The organism is Janthinobacterium sp. (assembly GCF_009923995.1).
GTDB lineage: Bacteria > Pseudomonadota > Gammaproteobacteria > Burkholderiales > Burkholderiaceae_D > Janthinobacterium.
In genome coordinates this window covers 1-15,277 of the sequence record NZ_RFSK01000069.1, presented here as the reverse complement: position 1 = coordinate 15,277, position 15,277 = coordinate 1, and the positions used below count along the sequence as shown (strand labels likewise).

Below are 15,277 nucleotides of genomic sequence, written 5' to 3'. Positions count from 1 at the left end.
CAAGTCGTACGATTGCCCCTCGCCGCCACGCCATGAAGCGGACTGTTGCGGCAAAAATTTAGCTTCGATTCAAATTAGTTTTTTTCAACATCTAAGTATTTGTCGTGAATCAGCAACACTATTGATATACAACAATGCTTTGTGCGCCAGCGCACCGACCGCTTGAACCTGGAACCGTATTCTCCAGTCCAACAGCAGTGCATTTATCGCAAGAAGGCGCACCTGGAATTGTTGTCTATCAAAGCATGTCTGACCGTTGTCGTATTGATGCTGTAGAGAAAATCTCTTATCAACGTTGGGAGTTACTTGTGAATAATCTAAAAAAAATCGCCGTTGCCGCCGCAGTCCTGTGCTCCGCCCTCGGCGCACAGGCCCAGGAAATCAATCCCTCCTGGTATATTCAACCAAGCATCAATGCCATGAAGCCAGACTCGGATTTTTCCACCGATAAAACCGGCTATGGCGCTGGCTTGCGTTTTGGTAAGCCAGTTTCGCCGGACTGGGATGTCCAGCTGGGCACCACCTACGCCCGCTCCAAGGATGGCGGTCGCCGCTACCAGCAAAACACGCTGGGCGTCGATGGCCTGTACATGTTTAACCGCAGCCCCTCGTTCAGCCCCTTCCTGCTGGTCGGCGCAGGCATGCAGCGCGACAAGGACACGGGTCCCCTGGGCGACCGCAGCAAGAGCTCGCCGTATGTGAACCTGGGCCTGGGTTTCCAAAGCAAACTCAGCGACCAATGGTCGACCCAGCTCGACGTGCGCAACGTGCATGGCTTCCTGCGTGGCAACACGTTTGATCAAAGCAAGTCCAGCAACTGGTATGTCAACGTGGGCCTGAACTACGCCTTCGACAAACCGCCGACACCGGCAGCGCCACCGCCGCCACCGCCGCCAGTGCGTGAAGAAGTCGTCGTGGTCGTGCCGCCACCACCACCGCCACCACCGCCACCACGCTTCGAGAAAGTGACGATGTCGGCGACGGAACTGTTCGCGTTCGACAGCGCCAAGCTGGGTCCGACACAGACCAAGCTCGACGAAATCGCCCGCGTGCTGAACGCCGCGCCGGACGTCAACAACGTCGTCATCAGTGGTTATGCCGACCGCATCGGTTCGCCGAAGTACAACCTGAAACTGTCGCAGCAGCGCGCTGACGCCGTCAAGGAGTACCTGGTGTCCAAGGGCGTCGCCGCCAACCGCCTGACTGCCGAAGGCAAGGGCTCCACCAATCCGGTCGTCACGTGCGATAACAAGAAACGCGCCGACCTGATCAAGTGCCTGGAACCTAACCGCCGCGTTGAAGTGGAACAGATCACCATCGAACGCCGCGTACAGTAAGCAATGCCGGTGGTACGCCACTAGTCAACACCAGTTAAAAAAGGGGCTTTGGCCCCTTTTTTTTCATTGAAAGCCACCATGAATTTCTCTACCCGCAATCCGAAACTGGCCAGCCTGGCGCCGTTCGGCAAGCAGATGCGCAGCGTCATCGTCTGTTCCGTCACCGAATGGCTGGAGCACCGCGCCTCGAGCAAGGGGGCCGCCCTCGCGTACTACACCCTGTTTTCCATCGCCCCCATCCTCGTGCTGGTGATCGCCATCGCCGGCTTTTTCTATGGCCCGGCCGCCGCGCGCGGCGAGTTGATGGGGCAGCTGCAAGGCTTGCTGGGTACGCAGGGCGCCGAAGCCATCCAGCTGGTGCTGGCCGGCGCCAAGAACCACGACCAGGGCCGCATCGCCACCCTCGTCGCCAGCGCCCTGCTGCTGTTCGGCGCCACGAGCGTGTTTGCGGAACTGAAAGCCAGTCTCGATGAAATCTGGCAAGTGCCGCCCCTGAAGGAAGCGGGCGCCTGGGACATGGTGCGCACGCGCCTGCTCTCCTTCGGCCTCGTGCTGGTGCTGGCCTTCCTGCTGATGGTATCGCTGGTGGTCAATGCGGCCATGGCCATCCTCGCCAACTTCTGGGAAGGCGTGTGGAAAGACACGGCCGTCCTGTTTACCGTGCTGTCGAACCTGGTCGGCTTCGCCGTCATCGCCTGCCTGTTTGCCGTCATCTACAAGATGCTGCCGCGCGTGCGCCTGTCCTGGCGCGACGTGCTGATCGGTGCCCTGGGCACGGCCTTCATGTTTTCCCTGGGTAAGTACGCGATCGGCGTGTATATCGGCAACAGCGGCGTAGCCAGCAGCTATGGCGCGGCCGGTTCGCTCGTGGCGCTGCTGCTGTGGGTGTATTACTCGGCGCAGATTTTCTTCCTGGGCGCCGAATTCACGCGCCAGTTCGCCTTGCAGCTGGGCAGCATGAAGGACATGCCGAAGACGCCGGACGGCGACGTGCAAGTGAAGATATTGAAACGCCACCAGTCCTGAACCTGGCGCAACATGGCAAAACGGCGCCCGCAGGCGCCGTTTTTCTTGCGCTGCCGCAAACTACTCGCCCAGCAGCTCGGCCACCACTTCCATGCCCTGCACGCGCTCGGCCACCACTTTCACGATGACGATGATGGGCACGCCCAGCAGCAAGCCCCAGACGCCCCACAGCCAGCCCCAGAACAGCAGGCTGATGAAGACGGCCGTGGGATTCATGCGGGCGATGCGCCCCGTCATCCAGGTGGTGACGAAGGTCCCCACGAGGGTGGCGATGGCCATCGACGTGCCCGTCACGAGCAAGACCATTTCCAGCGATTCGAACTGCAGGAAGGCCACCAGGCCCGTGGCGATGGTGATGAGCAGGGGGCCGAAATACGGCATGATGTGCAGCAAGCCGGCCACGATGGCCCAGGCGCCCGCGTTTTCCAGGCCGATGATGCGCAGCGCGATCCACATCAGCAGCGCCAGCAAGCCGTTGGTGACGAGCAGCATGAACATATAGTTCTGGATCGACGTGTTGATGTCTTCCAGGATATGCACGGTGACCTTCTTGCGGCTCAGCGACGGCCCCGTCAGCTTGACGAGCTTGCGCTTGAAGGTATCGCCCGACAGCAGCAGGAAAAACACGAGGAAGATGACCATGGTGGCCTGGCTGACGAAGCCCATCAGGCCCAGCGAACCGGCCCAGACCCAGTCCATGATCTTGAAGTTGGGGCCGTCCGGGGTGGCGGCCGCGCGGCGCGTGTTGCGGCGCGCTTCGGCGCCGGCGGCCACCTGTTCGATTTCATTGGCCACGGCCTGCATCTTCTGGAAGGTGCTGTTCTTGCCGCCCGTGCTGGCGGCGATCAGGCGCGACAGTTTGTGCGTGGCGGCCGGCAACTCTTCGACGATGGATTCGAATTCGCCCTGGACACGCTCGACCATGACGATAGAGCCGAACAGGATCAGCGCCGTGACGGCCGTGGCGCCGATGGCGCGCGGCACGCGGATCTTTTCCAGCCAGGCGACGACGGGATTGAGGGTGTAGGCAATGAAGATGCCGAAAATGACGGGAATGAGGAATTTCTGCGCCCACTGCAGGGCATAGATGAAGCTGACGGTGGCGATGATCCCCAGTGCCAGGCCGCGCGCATTGACGTGCAGCGGCAGGCGCAAGGCGGGGTCCAGCGTCTCCACGGGCGTGCCCGGAGGCGGCAGGGCTGGCTCGATGGGTGCAGCCACGGCCGGATCGGGCGGGGCATCTGAAGGCTGGATGTGCATGAGATTCCCGCTACGCGCGATGAAGGGCCACAGCGCCCGCCCGGAGGCCGGGCGCCGCGGCAGGCCTTGCCATTACTTGACGCGGATGTCGTTTTTCACCGATTTCACGCCCTTGACGCCGCGCGCGATTTCGCCCGCCTTGGCTGCGTCCGCTGGCTGGGCAACGAAGCCGCTCAGCTGAACCACGCCCTTGAAGGTTTCAACGTTGATTTCCGTCGATTTCAGGGTCGGCTCATTGAAGATGGACGCCTTGACTTTGGCGGTAATGGCCGCGTCGTCGATGTATTCGCCCGTGCCTTCCTTGGTCGGGGTGGAAGCGCAGCCTGCAACGGCGAACAGGGAAGCGACGAAGAGGCCGGTAGCGATCGATTTAGTGAATTTCATGGTGGTTTCCTTAGGAGTGGTCAATCAATGTGCTCACAATGAGCTTCTTATACCAGTCTGGTGACGGGGCGCCGGATGGCGCTCAGTAGCCGAACTGGGTTTTTGCAGCCTTGATACAGTCATCCTTGGCTGCGCCGGCTAATGCATCGCATTTTTCCGCTGCGACCTTGTACTCGGCTTTTCTTTTTGCTTCACGCGCATCGCTGCGCGCTTCGATGACTTTCTTGTCCGCCTTGGCATCGGCCAGGGCCGCCACCTTGGTGGACTTGGCCAGCTTAACGCAGACATCCTTGTCGTTGCCCGTCAGCGCATTGCAGCGCGCCAGGTCGACGTCATAGTTGGCATCGGCAATCTTGATGCGCGCCTTGGTGTAGGCCCGCAGGGTATTCGTGTATTGCGCCTGAGCAACCGCTTCATCGTAGGTGCGCACGGCCTTCGCTTCGGCGATGCAGACATCCTTCGGATTGCCCGTGATCTTTTCGCACTCGGCATGCGCCTGCTTGTAATTCAGGGCCGCCCGTTCATTGGCTGCCTTGTAGGCCGCTTTCGCTTCCGGCGTGGCCGCCACGGCTTGGCCGCCCCATGCGGCGCAAGCGAGGCTGACGAGGATGGCGGCACATAATTTGTTCTTCTGCGTATTTTTGTTCATTTGCTGCTCCCTGGTGGTGACAAGCATGTCTGCTTGGCATGACTACCGTTTTACGTGGATAGTCGGCCCCCTTCTGTACGCTGCCGTACACAAGCCATTATTTTTGAAACAAGGAGCGAGAAGGGGAGAAATAACAACGTTTTTGCAAAAAAATCGGCGCTGCCCTGGCGGCGCGGGCTGCAAATAGGTACGTGCGGCAGCGTACAGACCGCAACCATGGCCGTGACTAAGATGGTCATACACCCTCACCTCGTCAGGAGAATAAAATGAAAACCAACGCCACTTTGGCTGCACTGATGCTCGCCGCCACCGCCGCTCTGAGCGGTTGCGCCACCGGTCCGTCCCAGTCACAACAATACTATCCGGCCAACCAGCCTGAATCGGCCATGTACGGCACCGTCGATTCCATCCAGATCGTGCAGGGCGGCGGCCAGACCAGCGGCGCAGGCGCCGTGGTCGGCGGCATCGCCGGCGCCCTGCTGGGCAACACCATCGGCTCGGGCGGCGGCCGCACGGCCGCCACCGTGGCGGGCGCCGTCGCCGGCGGCGTGGTCGGCAACCAGGTGGAAGGACGCCGCCAGCAGGCGCAGGCCTACCAGATCAGCGTGCGCCTGGATAACGGCGAGTACCGCACCGTGGTGCAGGACAGCGCCGCTGACTTGCGCCCAGGCAACCGCGTGCGCGTCGTCGACGGCCGCGTCTACCGCTATTGATCCACTGGCGGCGCCTGCCCGCAGTCGTCCGCCACATGCTTTGCAAGATAACAAGGAGATACCATGGGCACCATCATACTGATCATCTTGATCCTGGCCCTGGTCGGCGTCCTGCCCACCTGGCCGCATAGCCGCAACTGGGGTTACGGCCCCAGCGGCATCGCCGGCCTGGTCGTAGTGATACTGATCCTGCTATTACTGACGGGCAGGTTGTAAAAAAAGGCGCTGCGGCGCCTTTTTTATTTCAAGGAGGAAATATCATGACACGCTACCATATCGCACTCGCCACCCTGCTCGCCTGCAGCGTGGCGCCGTTCAGCCAGGCACAGACGGCCATGCGGCAGCCGGGCGACCCGCAACGCTGGTACCAGGAAGACAGCACGCCCCAGGCCCAGCTGCGCACCTTGCGCAAGGAAATCAGCGCTGCCCTGGCCGAGGCAAAGAAAGCTTGCCGTTCGGAACCATCCGCCACGCGCGCCACCTGCCTGAAGGAGGCGCAAGACACCTACCGGCAAGACATGGCGAACGCGGAAAAACTGCGCGAAGCGGCCCATCCGCAGTGATGCGTCGCGCTGTTGCGACGCCGGACAAACCGCAACGCCTGACAAAACCGTCGCGAGCGGAAGGGAGAGGTGGCTAAGAAGCGCAACCGTACTCTGTACGGGGGCGCCGAGCCGGTGAGCATCGCAGGCCGCCTATACCGACGCGCAGCAGGTTTTGACAGGCGTCACTAAGCCGCGTCGCGCTCGTAGGGCGGCAGCTCGTGCACCACGAGGGGCGTGTCCTGCGTCACGAAGGCCAGCCAGCCAGCCGCCTTGATGGCGCGCAAACCGTCCTGGTAGCCCTGCTCCCAGCGCCACTCGATGGAGCCCTTGGAAAAATTGATATCCTTGGCCGCCATATGCCAGTCGCGCCCCGCATACGGCAGGCGCACGATGTGCATGGTGCTGTCGCAGCCCAGCGCCACCAGCTCTTCCGTCTGCTGGCGGTTGTGCTTTGTGTCGGGCAGGCCGGCGTACAGCTCGCGCAATTTGCGTTGCAAGGTGTGCGTATTGACATAATCGGCGATGTGCCGCTTCGAGCGCGAGGCGAACGTGACGTCCTTCTGCCGCGTCTGCACTTCATCGAGCGTGGTCGGCTCCGGCCCTTCCGAACTCCACAGATCGACCATGAACACCAGGGTGTCGACGTGAGGCGTGTCGTCCAGCACGGTTTCCAGCGGCGTGTTCGAATACAGGCCGCCATCCCAGTACAGGTCGCCATCGACGCGCACGCCCGCAAAACCGGGCGGCAAGGCGCCGCTGGCGCGGATGTGGTCGGCCGTCAGGCGCTGCTGCTGGCTGTCGAAACTGGTAAGGCTGCCGCATTTCACGCGCAGGGCGTTGACGGTCAGGCGCATGCCGCCGGGCTGGTTCAGGTAATCGAAATCCACCAGTTCCTCCAGCGTGCCGGCCAGTTCGCTCGTGTCGTAGAAGCTGGCCTCCTCCGCCTGCACGGCTATGCCGGCGGGAAACAGACTGAAGGCGCGCGGCTTGAAGAAGCCGGGCACGCCGCGCAGCACGGTGTCGAGGGTGGCCAGCCAGATATTCGAGCGGCGCTGCTGGTCGGAAACGAGGTTCATGTCCACGCTGTCGCGGTGCGCCACGCGCTGCCAGAACTGTTTCAGGCGCACGAGGCGGTCCTCGTGCTTGTTGCCGGCCAGGATGGCCGCATTGATGGCGCCAATCGAGGTGCCCACCACCCAGTCGGGCGCCAGGCCATGCTCGTGCAGCGCATGGTAGACCCCTGCCTGGTAGGCGCCCAGCGCGCCGCCCCCCTGCAGCACCAGCACGATGCGCAGGCGCGCAGGATTTAACTGATTGATCGGTGTCTTCATATTCGTCATCAAGATGGCCCCTCTGTCCGCCGCGCGGGTGCGGCGTAAATCATTGTAAGGGATTGCGCCAGGCCGCGCCGAGAGATGCGCGCAGGCAAAAAAAAACGCCGTCGATGACGGCGTTTCTGTCCCGGCGCGGGCGTTCAGCCCTTGCGGCGCAGCCAGCTGGCCGCCGCGGCGGCCACGGCCACCAGCACCAGGGCCGGCTTGACGAGCTTCTTGCGTCCGATGAAGGACAGGGCCGTCAGCACGTAGGGCATGGCGCCCTGCAGGCGCATGCCGCCGGGCGCCAGCAGGGATTCGACGCGGTGGCCGGCGAAACCGACCGCCGTCTCGACCACGCCCTGCAGCAGCGAGTCGGGACGCAGCGCGTAGCCCACGTTGGCGCGCGCATGCACGATGCCCACGCGGTACATTTCGCCCTGGGCGATCAGCAGGCGCTTGCGGGCCGCCTGCTCCGCCTGTTTGTCGTTATCCGACATGAATTCTCCTCGTAAGGCAGTCCGGGCATGGCGGGGAAGCCCCCGCCCGCCGGCTACATCAACATGTCGCGGTCGGCCTTCAATTCGGCCATGGTGGCCGGCATGGACAACTTTCCTTGACGCAGCATGGCGCGCGCATACATGACCAGGCCGATGGCCAGCAGTATGAACACGACCGTCATGATCGCCAGGATCTTCCAGCCCAGGCTATCCCAGGCCAGGAAGACCACCAGCACGCTGCCGTAAGCGATGGCAAACAAGCCTGCCACGGTGGCCAGCGCGAAAATGACAATCAGCTGCAGCATGTGATTGCGCACTTCCGACAGTTCGATGGTGGCCAGTTCCAGCCGCGACAACATCAGGCCGACGGCATTCTTGGCCAGCCCGGCGACCGAGCCGATCAATCCAGGCCCCTGGTGAGACGAAGCAGACTTGTCCATATCGCTCCTGAAGTGGATTACTTGCGGCCCAGGATAAAACCGACCAGCACACCGACGCCAGCGGCGACGGCCACCGTGCGCCATGGGTTTTCCTTCACGTAGCCGTCAGCCTGGGAAGCGAGCTGCTTGGTGGCGACGATGGCCGACGCTTGCGCTTCCTGTGCCTTGACGAGGGCGGCGTCGAGGGTCTTCATGCCCTTGACGCGCACTTCGTCGGCTTTTTCGCCCGTCAGGGCGGCGGCGGCGCTGAACAGGGCCTGTGCATCCTTGACCAGGGTTTTCACATCGTTATTGACGGTGGTGATATTGTTTTCCAACATGGTTTAGCTCCTTAGCTGTGGATGAATGTAGTTACTATACCTACTTTACTCAAAAACACTATTCCATTAGATCGCGCATATCATCGGCGTGCTCTTCCTCGACAGCCATGATCTTGATCAACAAATGGCGGGTTGTCGGGTCGCTGTCGCCTACCTTGACGATCATCTGGCGGTAGGACTCGATCGCCACGCGCTCCGCGATCAGGTTGGCACGCACCATGCTTTGCACGTCTTCGGAGTCATCATACTCGGCATGGCTGCGCGCAAGCAATGTTGCCGGATTAAAATCTGGCTTGCCGTTCAGCTGCACGATGCGCTCGGCCAGCCAGTCGGCGTGCTCCTGCTCCTGCTGCGCATGTTCGAGGAACTCCGCCTTGATGGTGCCATTGTCGCGCCCGCTCACGGTGTAATAGTGGCGTTTGTAGCGCGCGATGCACACCAGTTCCGTGGCCAGCGCCCCATTCAACAGGGTAATCAGCTCCTGGCGATTGCCCTGGTAGCCGGCCGTGACGGCGCCGTCGTCCAGGTTCTTGGCGGCGGCGCGGATGGCGGCCGTATCGATGCCAGCTGGAATCTCAACAGATGTTTGGGTCATGATGCTTCCTTTCAAGTCTTGCATGGGTATCCACCGGCCAGGGAGCGACCGGTGCTGCCTACTAACTCAACACCTGCCCAAACCATGGCGAGCGGCAGCCAGTTGTGGCCGGGAAGCGGCGCCGTGCCAGGGCACAGCGGGCATCGGAGGCCGTAAGCGGCGACGCGCGGCAGGTTCGGGCCGGTGCCTTAGCGGCGGGCGGGAATGGCCGTGTTATCTTCCGACAAGACGATTTCCACCCGGCGATTCAGCTGGCGGTTCGCCGCGCTGTCGTTGCCGGCGGCCGGATAGGCGGCGCCGTAGCCTTTCGTGGCGATGCGGTCACGGCTGATGCCCTGTTCCAGCAGCGCATTGCGCACGGATTCGGCGCGGCGCTGCGACAGTTCCAGGTTATGCGCGGAACCGCCCGTGCTGTCCGTGAAGCCTTCGATCAGCACGGTGCGCTGCGGATTGTTCTTCAGCACGTCGGCCAGCTTGCGCGCCGTATTCATGCCATCGGCCGTCAGGTTTGCCTTGTCCGTGCCGAACAGCACGTCGCCCAGGGTAATGACCATGCCGCGCTCCGTTTTCTTGGCGGCCAGGTCAGCCAGCTGCGCTTCCAGGCCGGCGGCGCGGGCTTGCGCATCGCGGGCCGATGCTTCGGCCGCTTGCGCCTGGGCCTTGGCCGCTTCCGCATCCGCTTGCGCGGCCTGGGCGCGGGCCGTGGCCTGGTCAGCCTGCTGCGTGCGCGCGTCGAGACGCAACTGGTCGCGCTGCTTGCCGGCGTTGGCGATATCGGCTTCGGCCGCCTTCTGCTTGGCGACTTCTTGCGCCGTGGCTATCTTTTGCTTGGCCAGGTAAGCCAGCTTGTCGACCTTCTCGCTGTCTTCCTGGCGCGTGGCGGCCGCGTTGGCCGCTTCCAGGGCAGCGCTCGCTTCGCGGAATTCGCGTGGCGCATACGTCGATACCATGGGGTTCGATTGCGCCGCCATGTAATCGCCGCGCGTCTGGTCGAGCAGGCTGGTGGTGGTCGGCGCGGAGCTGCAGGCGGCAACGAGGGCGGCCATGGCCAGCAGGCCGGGAATGGTGGTGTAGGTGGCTTTTTTCATGATGGGATCCTGTTCTTCTTGTTAGTTATTGTTTTGGGGCTTGCTGGTTGGCACGGTCGAGTTCTTCGCGCATGACGCGGATGTTCTCGTTGATCTCATCGGCCGCGCTCGTGGCCTTGGCCGAATTGGCCTTGCTTTGCGCCAGCTTGGCATCGGCCTGTGCCTGGTCGGCCAGGTCGCGCGCCGTCTTGTAGTCGCGGTCCTTCAGGGCCTGGTTGGCCATGCGCATCTTTTCGCGGGCCGAACGCATTTCATCGGGTGCCAGGTCGGCGGCGCCGGCGCTGGCGGCGTTATCGACGGCGGCGCGCGAGACGGCCACGTCGGCCGTGGCCGGCGTTTTCAGGCTGGAACAGCCCGTCATGAGGACGATGGCCGTGGCGCAGGCGGCCAGCGCGGTCAAGGGGGTGTTGATGGAATCTCGGTTTGTCATTTTTCTTCTCCTGGAGAAATGTTAAGCGGCATGATGCAGACATCGGTGCATCTGGAATCAGGAACTGCGTTTGATGTATGACGTTATAGGCCCCCACTCCCCGCATATCCGTTCGGTGCCGCACATAGGGTAGGAAATCGACAATACTTGCAGCGGCAACGTGCGCCAGCGCACGCGCCAGCCGGCAAATGCGGAAACGACCCCGGCTTCGGTGCGATTCCTGTAGCATCGTGACTACTTGTCCAGAAAGAATCACCCGATGCCACGCACTCTCTCCCTGTCCCGCCGCCAGAAAATCGCCCTCGCCAGCGCCGCCGTCCTCGTCGCCGTGCCCGTGGCCGCCGCCGTCGTCCTGCTGAACATGGACTGGAACCGCGCCAAGCCCTGGCTCAACGCGCGCGCCAGCGACGCGCTGGGACGGCCCTTCGCCATCGCGGGCGACCTGTCGCTGACGTGGCAGCAGCCAGCCACGGCCGGGGTGCAGAAAACCTGGCGCGATTACCTGCCCTGGCCCCACCTGCAGGCGCAAGACGTGCGTTTGGGCAATCCGGACGCCATGGCGGGAACGGATGGCGCGCCGCCGCAGCTGGCCGCCGTCAGCCAGATGGCGTTCTCGCTCAATCCGCTGGCCTTGCTGGATAAAAAGATCGTCATCCCCGAGCTGCGCTTCGATGCACCGCAGGTGCGCTTGCTGCGCAGCAAGGATGGCAGGAACAACTGGACGTTCGAGAAGCAGGACCCGTCCTCGCCCTGGCAGCTGGAGCTGCAAAGCGTGGTCTTCAGCAAGGGTACCGTCTACCTGACGGACGCCGTCACGCTCACGGCCATGCGCGCCGATGTCGACACGCTCACGGACGACAAGCGCTACGGCATCGCCTGGACACTCTCCGGCACCTACCGCGGCGAAAGCGTGCAGGGCGGCGGCAAGGCGGGCGGCGTGCTGTCGCTGCAGCGCCAGGGCACGCCCTTCCCCGTGCAGGCGGACATGCGCGTGAGCGGCACCAGCGTGGCCATCGAGGGCACCCTGACGCGCCCCACGGACCTGGCCGCGCTCGACGTGCGCCTGAAAGTGTCCGGCCCCAGCATGGCCCGCCTGTACCCGCTGACGGGCGTGCTGCTGCCGGAAACGCCCCATTTCAGCACGGAAGGCCACCTGACGGGCACCCTGGCGCCGCGCGGCGGCGAGTGGGTGTACGAGCAGTTCAGCGGCAAGGTGGGTTCCAGCGACATCGGCGGCAAGCTGGCATTTTCGGCCAGCACGCCGCGCAAGCGCCTGACGGGCGAAGTGCATTCGCGCCTGCTGCAACTGTCCGACCTGGGGCCGCTCGTGGGCGCCGATTCCAGCGCCAGCAAGAAGGAGCGGGGCGTGCCGTCGACGCAGCCGGCCGGCAAGGTGTTGCCAGTAGAAACATTCAAGACGGAGCGCTGGACCAGCCTGGACGCGGACGTGCGCTACACGGCCGACAGAATCACGCGCGACGCCGAATTGCCGATCAGCAAGCTCGACACGCACGTCGTGCTGACGGATGGCGTGCTGTCATTGACGCCCCTGAATTTCAACGTGGCGGGCGGCACCCTCACGTCGCAGATCAAGCTCGACGGCAGCGGCAAGGTCGTCGCCAACGGCATCGCCGCCGAACTCAAGGCCAGCGCCCGCCACCTGCACATCCAGCAGCTGTTTCCCCGCCTGCCCGCCCTGCAGGCCAGCGTGGGCCAGATCAACGGCGACGCCTCGCTGTCGGCCACCGGCAATTCCGTCGCCACCCTGCTGGGCAGCTCGAACGGTGAAGTGCGCGCGCTGATCGACCGCGGCAGCATCAGCAAGCTGCTGCTGGAAGAGATGGGCTTGAATATCGGCAGCATCGTCGTCACCAAGCTGGTGGGCGACAAGCAGGTCAAGCTCAATTGCATGGCCGCCGACTTCGTCGTCAGCAAGGGCCTGATGCGCACGCGCCAGTTCATCGTCGACACGGACGACGCCATCCTGCATGTCGACGGCACGGTGAACCTGGGCAATGAGCGCCTGGACCTGACCTTGCAGCCGGACAGCAAGGGCTTGCGCATCTTTTCCCTGCGCTCGCCCCTGTACGTGAAGGGCACGTTCAGCCAGCCCGACGTCAGCGTCGACAAGGGCGTGCTTGCCCTGCGCGCCGGCGGCGCCCTGGCGCTGGCCGTGGTCGCGCCCGTGGCGGCCCTGCTGCCGCTGGTCAATGCCGGCCCGGGCGAGGACAGCGCCTGCGCCGCCCTGCTGGCCGGCGCGCGCGTCAAGCCGGTGGCGCCCAAGCCGGGCGGCAAGCGGCGCCACGCCCGCTGACGGCGCGGCACGTGGCGGTCTTACAATTGTTACACACCTATGTGCGTTGCCGAACAGACCCTGCATTGCCACAATCCTATGCTGTAAGCGTGCCTGAAACAACAAGACGTGGCGATACGAAGTCCCACCGGCCCATACCATGCCGGCGCCACGAGGTCCGAATTCATAGGAGAACTATCATGCAAACCATCAAAAAACTCGCCGCCACCACTTCCGTCGCTGCCCTTCTGCTGAGCCTGACCGCCTGCGCCAACATGTCCAACCAGGATAAAAACACGGCCATCGGCGCCGGTGTCGGCGCCGTTGCCGGTTCCGTGCTGACGGGCGGCAGCGCCGTCGGCGCCGTCGGCGGCGCAGCCGTCGGTGGCGTGATCGGCAACCAGGTCAAGCCGAAGTAAGCATGCACAAAAAAGCGGGGTGGGTGCCGAGGCGCCCGCCCCGCTTTTTTGCGTGCGCGACGCCGGCAAGGCAGGACGTGACGGCGGAAGGGAGCAGGAATCAGACGAAGACGTTGGCCATGCCGATGGGACCGGCATCCTTGACCAGCTCGTAGCAGCGGCAGGAAACGGCTTCCAGGCCGGCCGAATCGAGTATCTCGATGTTGCCGCGGCTGTAACTGATGAGTTTTTGCTGTTGCAGCGCGCTGGCCGCCTTGGTCACGCCGACGCGGCGCACGCCCAGGGTGTGGGCGAGAAATTCATGCGTCAGGTGAAATTTTTCCGACTGCAGGCGGTCGCGCGTGATCAGCAGGGAACGCGCCAGGCGCGCCTCGAGCACGTGGAAGCGGCTGCACACGGCAATCTGGATGGCTTGCGCCAGCAGGGTGTCCGTGTAGCGGTACAGCAGGCGCTGCAGGGAGTCGAGCTGGACGAATTCGGCGCAGAAATCGGCCGACGCGATGCGGCTGGCCGTGCCGGAACGTTGCACCACGGCACGCACTTGCGCCAGGTCATGTCCCAGCGCGACAGACGCGCCCAGCACGCCTTCGCGCCCCACGGCGCCCACTTCCAGGGTCATGCGCCCTTCCGCCACGGCCAGCAGCGAGATCAGGCAATCGTCGGGGAAATAGATGTGCGCGATGGGCTGGCCCGGCTCGTACAGCACGTCGCCCACCTCGACCGTGACGCTGTCGAACAGGGCCGCCAGGTGGCGCAGGTCGGCATCGGGCAGGCTCGCCAGCAAGCGGTTGCCAGCGACGGACGCGGCCACGGGCGCACCCAGGCTGGCACGGCCTGCATCACGGGACAAGTTCAAGCTGGCGGTCATTGTTGGCATTGCCTTTTCCTGGTTGTCGTTACATCTCGACATAATTTTTACCTAGCCTACGGTGCGATACCGGTCCTGTATGTACGGTGACGCACGGAAGCGAAGGACGCAGCGTCGCACACTGGCTGCAAGCAAGACATCAAGACCAAGACGCAAGACGCTTTACCCTCATTCATTACTTAAAAGAACCAAGGAGCCTTCCATGACCACCACCACCAAATCCCTCCACCCGCTGGTCCTTGCCGCCGCCGTCGCCGTGCTGCTGTTCTGCGGCGTCGGCACGGCCGCCCTGATGGGCTGGCTGCCTTCCTCGCAAAGCGAAGCGCCGCCGCTGTCGGCCAACGCCTCGGCCGAGCAGCTGGCCAGCCTGCAGGCGAACCAGCCGCAAACGACGCTGCCCCCTGCCGGCGCGCAGCCGCTGGCGGCCCTGCCACCGCCGCCACAGCCGGTCCAGCAACAACCCCAGCCGCAACCCGTGCGCCAGCCGCAGCCGCAATACGTGGCGGCCGCGCCTGCCCCGCAGGTGTGCAGCAATTGCGGCGTCGTCGAATCCATCCATGAAGTCAATACGCGCGCCGAAGGCAGCGGCGTGGGCGCGGCCGGCGGCGCCGTCGTCGGCGGCCTGCTGGGCAACCAGGTGGGTGGCGGCCACGGCCGCCAGCTGGCCACCGTGCTGGGCGCCGTCGGCGGCGCCGTGGCCGGCAACCAGATCGAAGGCAATGTGCGCGCCACGCGCAGCTACAACATCGTCGTGCGCCTGGACAATGGCAAGACGCGCACCGTGCACCAGAGCGCCGCGCCGAACTGGCGCCAGGGCGACCGCGTGCGCGTCGTCAACGGCGGCTTGCGCGCCATCGGCTAAACGCCGCGCGGCGCCGCCGCCCGAAGAAGTTGCAAATCAGATACACGCCCGGCCCGTCCGGGCGTTTTCTTTTGGCTATGTCACCATCAAGTGTGGGAACACTCCCAACGTTGCCTTCAATAAGGTTTCGGGCGAACGGATGCGCCCGGCGTCGAGTATCCAGCGCCATCCCAGGTAGTTCGGCAGGTAGCGCGTGGCCACCCCGTGAAACGGCCGCAGCCATTCCCGCAGGCGG

The 15,277-nt window shown here is 63.8% G+C and carries 19 protein-coding genes and 1 pseudogene; 8 read left to right on the top strand and 12 right to left on the bottom strand.

The window, feature by feature from the left end; genetic code table 11:
- The first annotated feature begins 308 nt into the window (after positions 1 to 308).
- Together EBS11_RS24295 and EBS11_RS24290 are read left to right on the top strand one after the other, a co-directional pair.
- A complete protein-coding gene (locus EBS11_RS24295; RefSeq protein ID WP_290607312.1) occupies positions 309 to 1,337 on the top strand; it encodes an OmpA family protein in 1,029 nt (342 codons plus the stop codon).
- A gap of 78 nt (positions 1,338 to 1,415) precedes the next feature.
- On the top strand, positions 1,416 to 2,363 hold the full coding sequence (locus EBS11_RS24290; protein WP_290607310.1) for a YihY/virulence factor BrkB family protein: 948 nt from the start codon (positions 1,416 to 1,418) through the stop codon (positions 2,361 to 2,363).
- A 60-nt stretch (positions 2,364 to 2,423) separates the two neighbouring features.
- On the opposite strand, the gene EBS11_RS24285 is transcribed toward EBS11_RS24290, so the two are convergent.
- The 3 genes from EBS11_RS24285 to EBS11_RS24275 form a co-directional block, all read right to left on the bottom strand.
- Complete coding sequence (locus tag EBS11_RS24285) at positions 2,424 to 3,518, bottom strand: AI-2E family transporter (RefSeq protein ID WP_290607325.1); 1,095 nt, start codon at positions 3,516 to 3,518, stop codon at positions 2,424 to 2,426.
- Positions 3,519 to 3,695: 177 nt separating this feature from the next.
- The gene (locus tag EBS11_RS24280; RefSeq protein WP_290607308.1) at positions 3,696 to 4,007 is read right to left on the bottom strand and encodes a BON domain-containing protein; all 312 of its coding nucleotides are present in this window, start codon (positions 4,005 to 4,007) and stop codon (positions 3,696 to 3,698) included.
- An 82-nt stretch (positions 4,008 to 4,089) separates the two neighbouring features.
- Positions 4,090 to 4,656, bottom strand: coding sequence for a hypothetical protein (locus tag EBS11_RS24275; protein WP_290607306.1), 567 nt, complete (start codon positions 4,654 to 4,656; stop codon positions 4,090 to 4,092).
- 266 nt (positions 4,657 to 4,922) lie between these two features.
- On the opposite strand from EBS11_RS24275, the gene EBS11_RS24270 reads away from it, so the two are divergent.
- The 3 genes from EBS11_RS24270 (at position 4,923) to EBS11_RS24260 (ending at position 5,932) form a co-directional block, all read left to right on the top strand.
- Positions 4,923 to 5,369, top strand: coding sequence for a glycine zipper 2TM domain-containing protein (locus tag EBS11_RS24270; RefSeq protein WP_290607304.1), 447 nt, complete (start codon positions 4,923 to 4,925; stop codon positions 5,367 to 5,369).
- Between the two features lie 63 nt (positions 5,370 to 5,432).
- Positions 5,433 to 5,585: a DUF3309 family protein gene (locus tag EBS11_RS24265; RefSeq protein ID WP_010396415.1), complete on the top strand. Its 153-nt coding sequence runs from the start codon at positions 5,433 to 5,435 to the stop codon at positions 5,583 to 5,585.
- Positions 5,586 to 5,629: 44 nt separating this feature from the next.
- The gene (locus EBS11_RS24260) at positions 5,630 to 5,932 is read left to right on the top strand and encodes a hypothetical protein (protein WP_290607301.1); all 303 of its coding nucleotides are present in this window, start codon (positions 5,630 to 5,632) and stop codon (positions 5,930 to 5,932) included.
- A gap of 167 nt (positions 5,933 to 6,099) precedes the next feature.
- Here the strand turns inward: EBS11_RS24260 and EBS11_RS24255 are convergent, their stop codons facing one another.
- The 7 genes from EBS11_RS24255 to EBS11_RS24225 form a co-directional block, all read right to left on the bottom strand.
- Positions 6,100 to 7,245 (bottom strand): patatin-like phospholipase family protein, encoded by a 1,146-nt coding sequence (locus EBS11_RS24255; protein ID WP_290607299.1) that lies wholly within the window; start codon positions 7,243 to 7,245, stop codon positions 6,100 to 6,102.
- A 143-nt stretch (positions 7,246 to 7,388) separates the two neighbouring features.
- Positions 7,389 to 7,727: a hypothetical protein gene (locus EBS11_RS24250; protein ID WP_290607297.1), complete on the bottom strand. Its 339-nt coding sequence runs from the start codon at positions 7,725 to 7,727 to the stop codon at positions 7,389 to 7,391.
- A gap of 53 nt (positions 7,728 to 7,780) precedes the next feature.
- A complete protein-coding gene (locus EBS11_RS24245; RefSeq protein ID WP_290607296.1) occupies positions 7,781 to 8,167 on the bottom strand; it encodes a phage holin family protein in 387 nt (128 codons plus the stop codon).
- A 17-nt stretch (positions 8,168 to 8,184) separates the two neighbouring features.
- On the bottom strand, positions 8,185 to 8,487 hold the full coding sequence (locus EBS11_RS24240) for a DUF883 family protein (protein WP_290607294.1): 303 nt from the start codon (positions 8,485 to 8,487) through the stop codon (positions 8,185 to 8,187).
- A gap of 58 nt (positions 8,488 to 8,545) precedes the next feature.
- Entirely contained in the window at positions 8,546 to 9,082 is a 537-nt protein-coding gene (locus EBS11_RS24235) for a ferritin-like domain-containing protein (protein WP_290607292.1), read from the bottom strand.
- Between the two features lie 188 nt (positions 9,083 to 9,270).
- On the bottom strand, positions 9,271 to 10,170 hold the full coding sequence (locus EBS11_RS24230; protein ID WP_290607290.1) for an OmpA family protein: 900 nt from the start codon (positions 10,168 to 10,170) through the stop codon (positions 9,271 to 9,273).
- Between the two features lie 25 nt (positions 10,171 to 10,195).
- Positions 10,196 to 10,600 (bottom strand): DUF4398 domain-containing protein, encoded by a 405-nt coding sequence (locus tag EBS11_RS24225; protein WP_290607288.1) that lies wholly within the window; start codon positions 10,598 to 10,600, stop codon positions 10,196 to 10,198.
- Between the two features lie 259 nt (positions 10,601 to 10,859).
- On the opposite strand from EBS11_RS24225, the gene EBS11_RS24220 reads away from it, so the two are divergent.
- Together EBS11_RS24220 and EBS11_RS24215 are read left to right on the top strand one after the other, a co-directional pair.
- Positions 10,860 to 12,914: an AsmA family protein gene (locus EBS11_RS24220; RefSeq protein WP_290607286.1), complete on the top strand. Its 2,055-nt coding sequence runs from the start codon at positions 10,860 to 10,862 to the stop codon at positions 12,912 to 12,914.
- A 179-nt stretch (positions 12,915 to 13,093) separates the two neighbouring features.
- A complete protein-coding gene (locus EBS11_RS24215) occupies positions 13,094 to 13,312 on the top strand; it encodes a glycine zipper 2TM domain-containing protein (protein WP_290607284.1) in 219 nt (72 codons plus the stop codon).
- Positions 13,313 to 13,412: 100 nt separating this feature from the next.
- Here EBS11_RS24215 and EBS11_RS24210 read toward each other — a convergent pair whose 3' ends face one another.
- Positions 13,413 to 14,189, bottom strand: coding sequence for a Crp/Fnr family transcriptional regulator (locus tag EBS11_RS24210; RefSeq protein ID WP_290607282.1), 777 nt, complete (start codon positions 14,187 to 14,189; stop codon positions 13,413 to 13,415).
- Positions 14,190 to 14,382: 193 nt separating this feature from the next.
- On the opposite strand from EBS11_RS24210, the gene EBS11_RS24205 reads away from it, so the two are divergent.
- Positions 14,383 to 15,042 carry a glycine zipper 2TM domain-containing protein gene (locus EBS11_RS24205; RefSeq protein WP_290607280.1) on the top strand — a complete coding sequence of 220 codons (660 nt, stop codon included), beginning with the start codon at positions 14,383 to 14,385 and terminating at the stop codon, positions 15,040 to 15,042.
- Positions 15,043 to 15,117: 75 nt separating this feature from the next.
- Here EBS11_RS24205 and EBS11_RS24200 read toward each other — a convergent pair.
- A pseudogene (locus EBS11_RS24200) lies at positions 15,118 to 15,277 on the bottom strand (IS1595 family transposase); the annotation flags it as partial.

Coding starts and splice junctions, on each gene's coding strand:
- EBS11_RS24275 (WP_290607306.1), bottom strand. CDS start 4,656: ATGAACAAAAATACGCAGAAGAACAAATTATGTGCCGCCATCCTCGTC.
- EBS11_RS24250 (WP_290607297.1), bottom strand. CDS start 7,727: ATGTCGGATAACGACAAACAGGCGGAGCAGGCGGCCCGCAAGCGCCTG.
- EBS11_RS24265 (WP_010396415.1), top strand. CDS start 5,433: ATGGGCACCATCATACTGATCATCTTGATCCTGGCCCTGGTCGGCGTC.
- EBS11_RS24235 (WP_290607292.1), bottom strand. CDS start 9,082: ATGACCCAAACATCTGTTGAGATTCCAGCTGGCATCGATACGGCCGCC.
- EBS11_RS24245 (WP_290607296.1), bottom strand. CDS start 8,167: ATGGACAAGTCTGCTTCGTCTCACCAGGGGCCTGGATTGATCGGCTCG.
- EBS11_RS24215 (WP_290607284.1), top strand. CDS start 13,094: ATGCAAACCATCAAAAAACTCGCCGCCACCACTTCCGTCGCTGCCCTT.
- EBS11_RS24225 (WP_290607288.1), bottom strand. CDS start 10,600: ATGACAAACCGAGATTCCATCAACACCCCCTTGACCGCGCTGGCCGCC.
- EBS11_RS24240 (WP_290607294.1), bottom strand. CDS start 8,487: ATGTTGGAAAACAATATCACCACCGTCAATAACGATGTGAAAACCCTG.
- EBS11_RS24255 (WP_290607299.1), bottom strand. CDS start 7,245: ATGAAGACACCGATCAATCAGTTAAATCCTGCGCGCCTGCGCATCGTG.
- EBS11_RS24260 (WP_290607301.1), top strand. CDS start 5,630: ATGACACGCTACCATATCGCACTCGCCACCCTGCTCGCCTGCAGCGTG.
- EBS11_RS24210 (WP_290607282.1), bottom strand. CDS start 14,189: ATGCCAACAATGACCGCCAGCTTGAACTTGTCCCGTGATGCAGGCCGT.
- EBS11_RS24230 (WP_290607290.1), bottom strand. CDS start 10,170: ATGAAAAAAGCCACCTACACCACCATTCCCGGCCTGCTGGCCATGGCC.
- EBS11_RS24270 (WP_290607304.1), top strand. CDS start 4,923: ATGAAAACCAACGCCACTTTGGCTGCACTGATGCTCGCCGCCACCGCC.
- EBS11_RS24290 (WP_290607310.1), top strand. CDS start 1,416: ATGAATTTCTCTACCCGCAATCCGAAACTGGCCAGCCTGGCGCCGTTC.
- EBS11_RS24220 (WP_290607286.1), top strand. CDS start 10,860: ATGCCACGCACTCTCTCCCTGTCCCGCCGCCAGAAAATCGCCCTCGCC.
- EBS11_RS24280 (WP_290607308.1), bottom strand. CDS start 4,007: ATGAAATTCACTAAATCGATCGCTACCGGCCTCTTCGTCGCTTCCCTG.
- EBS11_RS24205 (WP_290607280.1), top strand. CDS start 14,383: ATGACCACCACCACCAAATCCCTCCACCCGCTGGTCCTTGCCGCCGCC.